This window comes from Bifidobacterium sp. JNUCC 75 (assembly GCF_054819865.1).
In genome coordinates, this window is record NZ_JBTHIF010000001.1 from 1,001,474 (window position 1) to 1,014,963 (window position 13,490).

General features: G+C 52.3%; 9 protein-coding genes. 1 reads left to right on the forward strand and 8 read right to left on the reverse strand.

All coding sequences use genetic code 11. The features are described from left to right. Window positions 1–568: 568 nt before the first annotated feature. From ACVWNW_RS04210 to ACVWNW_RS04225, 4 genes are all read right to left on the reverse strand, one after another. Window positions 569–2,239: a glycoside hydrolase family 13 protein gene (locus ACVWNW_RS04210; protein WP_198207933.1), complete on the reverse strand. Its 1,671-nt coding sequence runs from the start codon at window positions 2,237–2,239 to the stop codon at window positions 569–571. Window positions 2,240–2,242: 3 nt separating this feature from the next. Continuing rightward, window positions 2,243–3,067 carry a carbohydrate ABC transporter permease gene (locus ACVWNW_RS04215; RefSeq protein ID WP_029678292.1) on the reverse strand — a complete coding sequence of 275 codons (825 nt, stop codon included), beginning with the start codon at window positions 3,065–3,067 and terminating at the stop codon, window positions 2,243–2,245. Next, complete coding sequence (locus ACVWNW_RS04220; RefSeq protein ID WP_332461930.1) at window positions 3,064–3,924, reverse strand: carbohydrate ABC transporter permease; 861 nt, start codon at window positions 3,922–3,924, stop codon at window positions 3,064–3,066. The genes ACVWNW_RS04215 and ACVWNW_RS04220 overlap by 4 nt, the downstream gene beginning before the upstream one ends. Window positions 3,925–4,028: 104 nt before the next feature. Continuing rightward, window positions 4,029–5,366, reverse strand: a complete 1,338-nt coding sequence (locus tag ACVWNW_RS04225) for an ABC transporter substrate-binding protein (protein WP_198207932.1) — start codon at window positions 5,364–5,366, stop codon at window positions 4,029–4,031. Between the two features lie 292 nt (window positions 5,367–5,658). Between ACVWNW_RS04225 and ACVWNW_RS04230 the strand changes: the two genes are divergently transcribed. Then, window positions 5,659–6,690 (forward strand): LacI family DNA-binding transcriptional regulator, encoded by a 1,032-nt coding sequence (locus tag ACVWNW_RS04230; protein ID WP_198207930.1) that lies wholly within the window; start codon window positions 5,659–5,661, stop codon window positions 6,688–6,690. A 21-nt stretch (window positions 6,691–6,711) separates the two neighbouring features. Here the strand turns inward: ACVWNW_RS04230 and gtfA are convergent, their stop codons facing one another. From gtfA to ACVWNW_RS04250, 4 genes are all read right to left on the reverse strand, one after another. Next, window positions 6,712–8,226, reverse strand: a complete 1,515-nt coding sequence (gene gtfA / locus ACVWNW_RS04235) for a sucrose phosphorylase (RefSeq protein WP_198207928.1) — start codon at window positions 8,224–8,226, stop codon at window positions 6,712–6,714. A gap of 1,224 nt (window positions 8,227–9,450) precedes the next feature. Next, the gene (locus ACVWNW_RS04240) at window positions 9,451–11,022 is read right to left on the reverse strand and encodes an ATP-binding protein (RefSeq protein WP_198207926.1); all 1,572 of its coding nucleotides are present in this window, start codon (window positions 11,020–11,022) and stop codon (window positions 9,451–9,453) included. Between the two features lie 213 nt (window positions 11,023–11,235). Next, a complete protein-coding gene (locus ACVWNW_RS04245; protein ID WP_198207924.1) occupies window positions 11,236–12,744 on the reverse strand; it encodes a sensor histidine kinase in 1,509 nt (502 codons plus the stop codon). Then, on the reverse strand, window positions 12,732–13,463 hold the full coding sequence (locus ACVWNW_RS04250; RefSeq protein WP_198207922.1) for a response regulator transcription factor: 732 nt from the start codon (window positions 13,461–13,463) through the stop codon (window positions 12,732–12,734). The genes ACVWNW_RS04245 and ACVWNW_RS04250 overlap by 13 nt, the downstream gene beginning before the upstream one ends. Window positions 13,464–13,490: the final 27 nt, after the last annotated feature.

Consider the following 13,490-nt stretch of genomic DNA (forward strand, 5'->3'; position numbering starts at 1 on the left):
CCCTCGGCCTAATCTTTGACCAAGCCTAGAGCAAGCAGATGCTGATGGACAAGGGCGACTCTTGTTTGCTGGCAATATTGACGATGCCGTTCCCTGGTATCTATATGGCCGAATGACAAAGCCTAATCTCATCCGAATAAGAACATGTAGTCGGCAAAAGAACCCAATGCACAATAAGGCCTGATCTTTCTGTAGCCAACTCGCGTAACCATAGTTCGTTTCTTTCTAACTATCAATTAACGAGAGTAATCGTGACCCTACAGATAGAGCAACAGGAAAAGCGCTGATTATACCAATAATGAGCGGCTAACTCGATCTTCGCGTCCATGCTCTCAACTCCCGCACTAAATTCCCGGTCCAGCGCCACCATGATGTTATACCTTCTGACGCTGCTGATGAGTATAAGCCAAGACTGGCCTACAGTCTTGGCTTATATTCTTCCTATGCCCTTTCAACCTTATCGGTTGCTCTAGTTAGACCGTCCATATCTCGCTGACGCTTAGAAACACCCGACCCAGAAGACCAAGAGTCCAATAAACGCTCACACCTACAGCTCTTTTATTTATTCTTACTCCACAAACCACACGCAGGCATTTTCTCGCAATTCCTCTTTTTGAAGCTTCTCATCGGTATCGTCACTACATAGAACGATCGTCCCGTCTATATTGAGACCAACTTTGCCTGGGCCGAAGTTCAGAAGACAATGCAACCCTGTCGAAAGTCTAATATGCAGGATTCTTGGATCACCGTCTTTCAGGATTTCCATAGTGGTAGCACCTTCTGCAACCACCCATTGACGTCGGAGAGCTAAAGCCTTTCGATACAATTCCAACGCCGAATCCTGCCTACCATCCTCTCTCTGAACCGCATAGGTCGAGAACCAACTTGGCTGGGGAAGCCAGGGTCGGGCATGCTTGGCTGAGCTGAATCCATAAGCGTTTGTCTCCGAAACTGTCCAGGGGAGTGGAACCCTGCACCCATCGCGGCCCCTGACCTTATGATTTGAACGTTCCCAGCTCGGATCCTGAATGTCCTCTTCCTTGATGTCCAAATCCTCTGGCAGGCCTAATTCGTCACCTTGATAGATGTAAGCAGTTCCCGGCAATGCAAGAATGAGCATTCCAGCTGCACGGGCTCGAGCCTGACCCACTGATTGATTGATGACCGGTCGAGTACCGGCAGAAGTTACCCATTCGACCACATCAGCGCCCTTGGGCAAAGCGAGACGCGATGCCACGCGAGGCACATCGTGATTGCCCATTACCCAGCTTGGAGAGCCGCCAACCCTACGGAAACCATTCCATGTTCGTTCAATAGCATCCTGGTACTCCTGTCTATCCCAGTCACACTTAGAAAGAGAGAAATCGAACACTGATCCGAGCTCGTCAGATCTTGCATAGTCATATACCCGATCCGTGATCGGAGTCCAAGATTCCCCCACAGCCATACGGGGTGGGTTATATTCGTTGAAGACCTTACGCCATTCTCGGTAGATATCATGCACCTCGTCACGATCAAACAAAGGATCATCTCCCTTGTCCGACAAGGGCTCCTGATTAGCAGGATCAGGCCTATCACGCAAGGGTTCGGCTAAATCCTTGGCCAAGCCATGCGACACATCAATACGGAATCCGTCAACCCCATGATCGCTCCAGAAAGCCAGCGTCTTCAGAAAGTCCTTCCTGACTTCTTCGTTGTCCCAGTTGAAATCAGGCTGTTCTTTGGTGAAAAGATGCAGATAGTACCATCCATCGCCGCACGGCTCCCAGGCACTGCCGCCGACTCCTGAAAGCCAGTTAGAGGGGGGCTGACTTCCATTGGGGCCTTTCCCCCTCCTAAAGACGAACCTCTGACGCATAGGTGAATCAGGGCCATCCTTCAAAGCTTGCTGAAACCAGGGATGCTGATTGGAACAATGGTTGGGAACGATATCCACAATCACCTTTATTCCCGAATCATGGGCATCGTGCACCAAAGCATCAAAATCCTCCATGGTCCCTAGACGCGGATCAACGTTACGATAATCTGCCACATCATAGCCTCCGTCTACTAGAGGTGAAGGATAGAAAGGAGTCAGCCATATAGCATCGACACCTAACTTGGTTAGATAGGGCAGTCCGGACCTCACTCCTTGCAAATCCCCTATTCCATCTCCGCTAGCATCGCGGAAAGACCGAGGGTAAATCTGGTAGACAGTGGCATTCTTCCACCAGTCTGGGTCCAGCATATCGTTGATCATTCATCACTCCTTTACTGAGCCTTCGAGCATCGCCCGTATAAAATATTTTTGTAGAAATATGAAGAGGATCATGGTTGGCGCCATGATGAGCAGAGAGCCTGCGTTGAGCAGAACAACATCTGTCGAATACTGTCCAACGAAACTTTGTAGAGCCCCAGCCATTGTCCGCTTGGTCGGATCATCGATAAGTACTACAGCCAGCAGGAACTGATTCCATGTTGATAGAAAAGTCAGTATTCCCAGCGAAGATATAGCAGGAATCACCAACGGCAGTTGGATGCTACGGAATATACGTAACTGTCCGGCCCCGTCAAGGCTGGCAGCTTCGATTAGATCACGGGGCATCTGGGCGAAGTAGGTTCGCATCCAGATGACTCCAAACGGCATATTCAATCCAATCATCGGCAGGATCATAGCCAGTCGCGTATTGAGCAATCCCATTGACTGGATTTCATAATACAGAGGAGTTACCAGCACCTCGAACGGCAGCGTCAGCCCTACAAAGAGAAGGGCGTATGCAATCCAACCACCTGCAACGTGCAAAGAACCTAGTGCATACCCGCCCATGGCACTGCAGATGAGAGTTACCGGAACCACAGCCACGACCAGGATCACACTGGAAATCAGCAGAGGAGTGATGTTGGCAACCTTCCAAGCAGCAGCAAAATTCTCCCAATGCGGATGGGCGGTGAACTGAATTCCATACGGCATGGAACCTTGAGGCTGCAGGGCAGCTGAAAGCATGCTGATAAAAGGCAAGACACAAAAAATAACAGTGAGCGCCAGCGTCAGATTTCCTAGAACACGGACAGATAAGGACTGTTTCATGCTGCCTCCTCCGACTTGCCCTGAACCAGCCGCTGCAAGGGTCCAACTACAAGCAGGACCAAAATCATGAGCACCACAGCCAGAGCGGAAGCCAAACCGACTTTGTTCTGCGTAAAGGCCAGCCGGTAGACCATAACGCCGGGAACCATCGTCGAATAGCCCGGACCGCCTTGAGTAGCCATAAAGACAACATCGAAACTTGCCAGCGCCGCGACCATGGTCATGGTCAAGCAGACAGCTATCTGACCACGCAGGCCAGGCAGAGTAATATGCCATAACTGACTCCACCAGCCGGCACCGTCAATGCTTGCGGCCTCATAAAGAGATTTGCTAATACTGCCGATACCCGCTGACAGCAGGACGATACAGAATCCCAGCTGCAGCCAAAACCCAATAACTCCAACGGAGTTCAGTGCTGTACGCTGATTTCCTAGCCATGCCGTGGCGTGAGAACCAAGACCCATCGCTTTAAGCATCTGATTAACGATGCCATCCTGAGCCAGCATCCAAGTCCAAGCCACACCTGCCGCGGCTCCAGGGATTACCCTGGGAAGGAACATGCAGACCTGTGCCACGGAGCTGAAGGTTCTGCTGCGAACATCTCGAATGAGCGATGCCAAAATGATACCTAAGGCAACCGGAATCAGCGCAAAGGGGATGATCAAGTAAAACGAATGAGCAATGCTGCCTCTCAGGACCGGATCGGTAAAAACACGGATGAAATTATCGAATCCAACCCATGTGCTGGCATCAACCCCATTCCAACTGTAAAAGGAGTACCAAGCAGTCTGAATGATGGGCCAAAAGACGAAAACTACATAGAAAGCGAGCCCAGGCAACAGGAAAAGCCAGCCGATGAGTGTAAGACCAGCTTTATGGCGCCTATGCTCATCTCGCTTGGCGGTGCGAACGGCATTCGAGCTATGTCGTTCCGCACCCACCTTAGCTTTGGCAGAGGTACTCACTGCATAACCTCTTGCTTATACTCATTTTGAACGTTTTGCGTAAACTGGCTGGGTGAAATACTGCCGTCCACCAGAAGCTGGAAATTAGGCACCAGCGCACTGGCCTGAAGGCCGGCAGTGGCATTATTAATGAAATCAGTAGAGTTCCCAGATTCAAACACATTCAAGTAAGAATCGAACATGCTCTTCTGCAGATTATTTTTGGCCTTGGGCACGCTCTGTCCCTTGACCGTCTTGGGGAAGTAACCGCTGACGTCAGCAATTATCTGACGGGCCTCATCGCTCTGTGTGTAATTAAGGAAGCAAGCCGCTGCATCTTTCTGGGCCGAGTTTGTCGGGATACCGAAGAAACTTCCTCCATTGGCTGCAATATTAGGCTTTTGATCCGCCGAATTGGAAGGGAATGGAACGAATTGGACATCAGCTCCCAAGGAGTCATTCATCTGATCCAGGTTCCAATTCCCGCTGGGGAAGAACACACCCTGGCCATTGGCAAATCTATTCAGCGCTGAAGAACCGTCAACAGCATTGACGTCAGTAGGCAGATACCCGCTCTTGCTCCAGCTCTGAATCCGCTCGGCAGCCTTTTTTGCTCCCTTGGTATCGAAAGTGGATCCGTCCCGCTGCAAAATCCAGTCGGTTACTGTTTTCAACGAGTCATTGTTGACCATCATAGCCTGGAAGATGAAAGAAAGACCTCCGTCTTTTCCATTAATCATCACGGGAATCTCACCGGCATCTTTAACTTTGGCCATGTCTGATTCCAAATCATCCATAGTTGTCGGCACCTTCTCGATACCAGCTTTTTTCAACAACTTGGCATTTACATACATGCCAGCCACCGAATAGGAGTTGGGAAGCGCATAGAGATTGCCCTTACCTACCTTGCCTGCTCCATCAGCACGGTACAGCTGGGTCTGCGACTGCGGAACCTTCCAACCGTATGCCTGAACGTAAGGTTCAAGAGAGATGACGTGCTTCCCCTTGACAGCAGAGTTAACATCCGTTACACGAGCAATATCTGGAGCATCCTTAGACGCAATAAGACGAGGACCGTTTTGGGATGTTACATTGTCCGGATCGTAATGCGCTTTGATTTTGATCTTCGGATATTTCTTTGTAAACCCTTTAATCAGCGCATCGTCTACAGTCTTTAGACCTGCACCATCCCAGAGTGTCAGACTGTAGCTCTTATCACCCAGATCGGTGCTGACAGAATCCGGTTCGTTGCTTCCCGCCTGCTTGTCTGAGCTCCCAGGTCCACAGGCTACGAGCGAAACCGCTAATCCGACAGACAGCAGCATCGCTGCCCCATGTTTAAAGAACGACTGCATCTTTCCTCCTGCCGTACAGATGTTCACTTCATCGATGAACTTGCACAACCGATATTATATTTGATATTGCTATATTTATAACATAATTTTTTCTAAATTACTCTCCATTTGTAATATCGGTTGCACACAGTATATAAACGCAATCCAGCTCCTGTCAAATTGTTCCCACTTTTTCCTATGCCGCACTAGCTTCTCCACCTTCTTTGTCGAATCAAAGTTCGGCAATGACAACGCCTTAATTCATGCTGTAAAATCGGTTGTGTTCTAAAGTAACCACAACAGAGGCATATACATGCGAGAACCGACCATTTACGACGTCGCAAAAAAAGCGGGCGTCTCCCCGTCAACAGTCTCTCGCGCACTACACGGTAAAGATCGAGTTTCAGCCGACACAAGGAGTAAGGTTTTCCAAGCCAGTGAGCAGCTTGGCTTCACGGCATCCAAGGAAGCCTCAAGACTGAGAAGCGGGAAAACTGGGCGAATTGCCCTGATTGTCGGCAACCGCATGTCGGGGTGGTATAGCTCAGAATTAGCAGAAGGGGTTTATTCAGCCCTGAGCAACGAAGGCTATGATTTGCTCTTCTACCGAGTTGCAGATCGAAAGCAACGTGCTGATTTCTTTTCTTCGATGCCAATCAAACGCAATACGGATGCCGTCATCATTTCTTCCTTCGCTCTAACTGAGAATGAAGGACAGTCTCTACGCGATGTGGGAGTACCCATCGTAGGCGTCAACACCATGCACCTCAACGACCGTTATAGTATGGCATCCATAGGCGTAGATGAAATCTCCGCATTGAAGAACCTGATTCATCGCCTCTGCGTCATGGGGCACACGCGTATCGCTTTCATCCAGACGACACCAATAAACAAAGATTTCGTTTGGGATGCCGACCAGCGGATTGAAGGATACCGTCAAGGAATACGAGCTGCTGGCATTACCCATCGAAAAGATTATGAGATTCCCGTTCCCCATAGTTCTGAAGCAGGCAGCATTGCAGTCAGCGCCATACTTGCCTTAGATCCTCAGCCAACAGCCATATGCTGCATCAGCGACGAAATAGCAATTAGCCTGGTACATGAATTACGGCGTTACGGAGTACGTGTTCCGGATGATATTTCTGTCGTAGGCTTTGACGACCGTGAAATGGCGGCTCCGCTCGGCATTTCGACGATCAGGCACCGTCCCGACGAATATGGCAAAACGGCCGGACTGATGGCAGTACGACTGGCCCGCGGGGAGACATTAGACCGGTCAAGAATAGTTGCGCCTGCTTCTCTCATTCTACGAGACACCATCGGCCCAGCACGTCACATTAATTAACAGGTAGGACCTCCAGGCTCGTCATATGATCGTAGGCGGATCCTCTAGGAGGTCAGAGCTGTGATGATGCCCTGTTCCGCTCTCCCAATCCAGCTCGGCGACACCACTGGCATCTTCGGGTATGGCTGCTTTTATAGGATTAAAAATGAGTTGAATTCTGCTCGTTTCACCTTTCCACCTCAGAAAAAGAGGGCCTTTATCAATCAATTCGTAGGAAAATTCTCCATCAAAGGCATCTAATCGATTACGCAACTTACACAGGGCATTGAGAGCCCTGACCACGGGGCGCCGAAGAGCCTGATCGATTTCAACTACTGAATATGCATGCCGATTAATATCTCTCCCATTGCCAGTCCGCTTGAGAAGCTCCATATCATTCTCCCCTGCCAAAGCACCGACGTAGTAAACCTGAGGAACCCCTGGCAGGAAGAATTGGACAGCCCGAGCCGCTAGATAAAGATGATCATCACAACCTAAAGCTGAGTAGTAAGTTGAATTGATCTGATAAAGATCCAGATTGCTGGCAGCCGCGCCAGTAGCCGCCTGAGACTGACCCGCAGTTTTCTGATGAATAGTGCGCACTAAGGCATCCACTGCCGCATCGTTAACTAGACCCTTTAAACTTCTGTCCGTCTGATCGGAACCGATATCTATAACCCCAATGCCGTCGTGCGTATCTAGAACATTGATGGAGTTGCTGGGCCGCACACTTATCCAATGCGCCAGTGCCTGCAAATCTCCGCTATAGAGCGAATGGAGAAGAAGGGCAGGCAATGCAAAATCGTAGACTCGGTCGACTTTGGAAGCTATCTCTATCTGTTTTTTGTAATAGGAATGGACCTCTATCAGAGTTTCAAGACCGCGCTTTTCTGCCTCTTGCTTGATAGATTCAATCAGACGAAATGTTTTGGGGATCATGAAACAGCTAGTTCCGGCTTGTTTGGCGCCATAACCAACAGCATCCAGTCGGATATATCGCACTCGACCTTCTGCAAGTCTGTCAAGAATCGACAGGATGTAGCTCCATCCCTGCTTGCTGTCAGTGTCAATGTCTACCTGCTGAGGTGTAAAGGTCGTCCAAACCAGTCTCGTCTTCTCTGCCCAAGAGTATTGGGAAAAGGGCAGGCCAGGACGAGGACGATATATCCCTGATAGATCTTCTTCAGATGCACCATCAGGGAAGACTGATGACATAGTCAGGAACATATCATGGAAAGGGCTGTCTTCACCGCGGCGCATAACATCCTGGAATTGCTCTGATTTCCATGACATGTGGTTGACAATGGTATCCACCATGATTCCATGAGTACGGCTAAGCTCCCTGACATCATCCCAAGAGCCAAGACGTGGGTCTACCTTTGTATGGTCAATCGGATCAAAGCCAGCATCTGCCCCGTCATAAGGAGTAAAAAATGGCAGAATATGAACGCCACAATAAACTCCAGCAAACCTAGTCCGCAACATTTCGGTCAGTGATGCCAAAGTTCCATCGCCAAAGCGATCCGCATAGGCAATAAGTTGAACCGTGTTTTCCATTATTCCTCCGAGTACAGTCAGCAACCACGCTTGATCATCATTGTAAAATCGATTTTACAAGTATCTAACAAGGCGACGACAGAGCATCGAGCTAACGACTCTGGCTAGACAGACAAGAAGCAGGATTAATTGATTAGGTTCTAACCAGAGCCTGAAGTCATCAATCAAGTTCGAACAGCCGAAAAGTTCAGCAGATCATTAACACAGTTTTAGAATCATGAATATATTGAAATTGGAAAGATCTAATATATGATCCTTCTAAGCTAGGCCATCGCCTGCCACAAACCGATTCCACTAGCCTGCACAGAATCATGCGGGACACCTCCAGCCGCACTTCTTCTGTCCATCTTCTCACCAGATCCCAGGATTCATCCCGAATATGCCGATCCTTGCCCAGCGAGTCGAGCCACAACTCTTACCAAACAATCAGCCATCCCCATCATCATGACCAATATTGAGCATTCCTTGTGCACATCCGTATTCGAGGGGGCTCAGGAAATCCACAAAGACAAAAATATGCAGCTGATCGGCACCAATGCCTATTCTGATTCAGAGCGACAGACCAGTCTGCTCAAGTTCCTTCGCTCTCTTGGTGTCTATATCGTAATAGACTGCTCCTCCGACCTGGAGTGTGCGGCCTCGGTCAAGTTACCCATAGTGCTGGTGGATCATGTCGAGCTCAGCAGCACAACCGAAACTGCCGCGTCCTGGAGAACACCTCGTTGTAGGGCAAATGTCGACCAGATATTTGCGGGGAGCCGGCTGCCAACACACTGCCTTCGCTTCTCTCCCACTCCTTCGGAAACCAGTCCATATGTGACCGCTGCATAGTATTCTGCAGACAGCGTGAGATCAGCCAACTTCCACCAGCAACGACGCTCTCCGTGCGGGAATTGTCAATCCCATTCAGGAGTCGCGTACCCGACGACATCAAAGCCGAAAGCACCGAAGACGCCCGCACGGGTGGCTATCCCCAGATCCCCTTATCAGTCATCACTGCGCCCAATGTCGATATGGAGCGCGATGCTGCCACTCTTTTGATGGACGAGTTCAGCAACTCCCGGCATATGCACGGCTCCGTGTTGATTGAGTCGACACTGGTAGAGCGGGATTCAAGCAGGTCAGCGTACTCGCACTGAGAAAACAATCAGCATGCTATAACCATGCTTCATCATGACCACCCGGCAATACCTGCTCTTACGGTAAAGCCATTCACGGCTTCGTTTACAAAGACATCTCGGCTGAGGCATCGCTGGCCACATATCGCTGGTACTTGCTCCGGGGCTTATCGGGAAGCGTCATGGAGAGCGCGTCTTCTTCGAGCAGTGGCTCGATATACCGCCTGCGGACATAGTACTTGCCCAGCCCAAGCGCATGCGCGATATCCTCAAGTGAACGGGGTTCCTTACAAAAACCGAGAATCCTGTCGCATATTCCATTGCCCGTCTTTGCTGCTCCCGAGGCATCGGAACCACTAAGTGCATGGACTTGGACGCGTTTCGCCGGATCAGATTCTGCGGCCCCAGTCCAATGAACGTTTGCTTCCGCCGCACCAGCACGCTCCGGCACAGAGTAGAAGCGCACAGTGAAGGAAGCCTGCCGATCCTGAAACTCTACAGGCTTATATCCATACTGTTTGGCCTCCTCACGGATAGCCGGAATCCCTGAGTGCCGATTCTCCGCAATCCCCTCAATCTCCAGCAGACTGACCAGAGTAGGGTTCCTGGTCTGACTGTTGGCAAAGCCCAAGTCGTTGATGCTCTGACCGCCATATACACCACCAGGATTCCAGCATTCAAGACGATCGGCAAAGAGCGTCAATCTGACCGGCGTTCCGTTGCAGTATGGGCCATAGTCACGATGCATCAATGCGTTGGTCAGGATTTCCCTGACTGCGGTTTCGGGATACTCGGGAATATCAGTGCGCACCCCATCCCTGATCACCGTTCTGGTTCTGCTGTTACGCCGCACGAAGGCCATGGCATCCTCAAGCATGCGATCGATGGACCCTTCAAAGCGCTGATTGTCAAGGAACCGCTCTCCCCCAAGACCAGTTCCGGCCTTGGCTCCCGGCACAACCACAGCGGTAATGCAGAGGTTCGGATACACCTGCTGCGGATATTCGCCAAGGGTCATCAGACCTGCAAGAGTGGGAGATCCACGACGGCAGACACCTGATAGCTCCAGGATCTCGTCCTCATTCCTTCTGGCCAGGAGCGGGCGTTCCCGCTGTGCGCGACTAATGAAATCATGACGTTTTCCTGGGTTCAACATATCGGAATCGGCCTGAGGGTCTACCGATACATCGTCGCGCCGACCGTCCTTGAAAGTCTCGATCTCATACAGCTGCGTAGGCGTCATGCGGGCATCGGCATCCCCGATCCGGGTGTAGCTGCCTGCGCTGATGCCTGCTGTTTTGCGGTAGACAGGCCTCTCGCCCATGGGTCTGCCGTTGATGTAAGCCGACACCACGGTCTTGCCGTCAATCAGGCTTTCGCTATAGACCGGTCTGACCTCGGGATACATCTCTTTGCCCTGTGCTGTTACCGCCTTTTCCAGCTCCTGCGCGTCGTGGACGCCGACAACCTCGAATCCAAGGCTTTCATCCAGCCCGAATACGATGATGCCGCCCTCGTTTTGGTTGGAAAACGACGACAGCGAGTCATACACCTTCGGAGTCCCCTGGCTGGCGGCTTTGACTTCTATCGATTGGCCTTCACAACCCTTGCGCTGAATCGAACGCACAACCTCCTCCAGCGACAGATCGCTTTGTTCAGCGTCATCTGATTGTTGCATACAGGCCCCTACAAATTGATAATCTCTGTTATCTTTATCATACAGATTTACTAAAGAATGGCAAACTTTAGTAATTGATTACTAAAATAATCACTAAAAATTGATGTTTTTATAATTATCGGCCCATAGTCAACACTATTTCCGGATCTTTATCAATGTGCAATTCTTAACCGGACACGGAGTTTGTAGTAACCGATATTCACCCTGCCCCAGTCACTGCACTGGCAAAGATACAGTGACTACTGCGCCCTGGCCACTTGCTGCATTGGCCAGGGTCAGACGGCCTCCAGCACTCTCTACAGTCGACCGCGCTGCAGCCAGGCCGATGCCATGGTGGCCGCCGGAGCCGTGCCTACTGCTATCGGCCTGATAGAGCCATTCCGTGGCATGGGCTAGAGCCCGGCTACTGAATCCTGGACCCTGGTCACGCACGGCCACCACCAAATCGCGCCCGCCCTCCTGGCCATCCTCCAGCCTCCAGGTCAGCGTCACCAGGCCTTGGTCCGGAGAATAGTCAGCCGCGTTGGCGACGATATTCATGATCGCCCTGGCAAGGTCAGCATCATTACCGGAAACCCGTCCGGCATCGGAACCCAGGCGGTCATCCCTCTCGAGTCGCAGACCTCGAGCATTGAGGTACCCCTGGGCCTGGTTGTCGACCATATCTCTCAAGGCAACTGTCGAAACCCCGGATCGCTCTGAAGCGGTGCCCACGGAACCCTGGCTGATGGCTTGGGCATAGTCGGCCATCTCGCGGATGGCATCCTCAATGGAGTCCAGGTAGGACTGCTGCTCCTGGCTGAGTCCAGTCTCCCCCAGCAGGTCCGCGTTGCCTCGCATGATGGTCAGCGGTGTCTTCAAGTCATGAGCCAGGGCCGCCACCTGCCGACGCTGGGACTCCTGGGCCGCCCAAGTCTTCTCCAGGGATTCCTTCAGCGTAACGCGCATCCTGTCGAAAGACCCCAGCACCCGGTTGATCTCCAGCACGTTGCTGCGGGGCAGTGAAGCTTCCAGATCCTGCCGCCCTATATCGTCAGCCACCTGGTTGAAGACCTTGAGCTTGGACGATATGACGCGGGCCGCCCGCAACCCGATCAACACGAGGGTGAGCAGCAGGGCGACCCCGGAAGACGCCAGCAGAAGGTTCTGGGGATTGGGATAGCGGTCCCTGGCCTGCCTCGATGCCCACTGCGGCTGAACCCGATAGGCCAGGACACATGGCCACCCATCGGCTGTGGCATAGATGGCATAGGTCGCATCCGCCTTTGCGCGAGTGACGAGGGGCCGTCCAGTCTTCTTTGTCTCCTCTTTAGATGGCGTGGATACCCTATGCTCCCGATGGTCGGCGGCCAGTTTGTCGGCCTCGCTGGCCATACCGCCCTTCATATCGCCCCCCGTAGGATGCCCTTGACCGTCATAGGTTCGGTACCAATAGGCGGCGGGAATCACGGATTCGTCTACAGTAGTCGAACGGCCGATGGAGCGCCCAACCTCCTCCAGATGCTGCTCGCCATAGTTGGCCCAGAAGAAGTCACCCCCGGTCCCCAGGTTTATCCAGACCATATATATGCCGGCGAACAGCAGAGCCAGAATCAGCAGCACGTAAAGAAAGTACCTGATGATCAGCAGAACGATGGGCATCCCCTTGCGGCTTGGCCGGCCATTGCCGTCGGGGCTCTGCTCCTTGGGGGACTCGGGCACGCCGGCGGTCAGGCCACCCATTGGTAACCCACTGACCAAATGGTCCTGATGGGGTCCACCCCCAGGGCCTTGAGCTTGCGCCGGGCATTGCTCAGATGCACTCTGACCGCAGCCGTGGCATCGCTGTCCATATCATCGGCGGCCGGGTCATCCTCTGCGGCCAGGCAGGCCTCCCATATCTGCATGGGCGCGTAGGCCCGCCCCGGATGCTCTGCCAGCAGGGCGCATATGCGGTATTCCGCATCCGTCAGATTGGCGTTGCGCCCGTCCACCCTGATCTGCCGCGCCTGAAGGTCCATGTCCAAGGGGCCGAAATGCAGGAGCGGGCGCCCGCGCCGACTGCCCTGGGACAGCCGCGCTCTGACCTTGGCTCGGAGTTCGGCGATACCGAAAGGCTTGCGTATGTAGTCGTCGGCGCCCAGGCCGTAGGCCAGGACCGCGCTGTCCTCGTCTGTCTTGGCTGTCAGGAAGATGATCGGGCAGGACACCCGTTCCCTGATGGCAGCCAGGAGCGCAAAGCCGTCCATGTGAGGCATCATGACATCGCAGAGGATCAGGTCGACCGAGGACAGATCCATGCTTACGACCTTCCGCGACTCATTGACCACGGTCACGGCATAACCGTCCTTGGACAGGGCGGCCATCAGCAGGGTGGTGATCCTTGAATCGTCGTCCACCACCAGGATGGAAGCCCGATGCCGATCGTCCCCACGGGAACCTTCGGCATGCACGTCAGCCACGATTGGCTCCTTTTCTGCGCTTGCCGA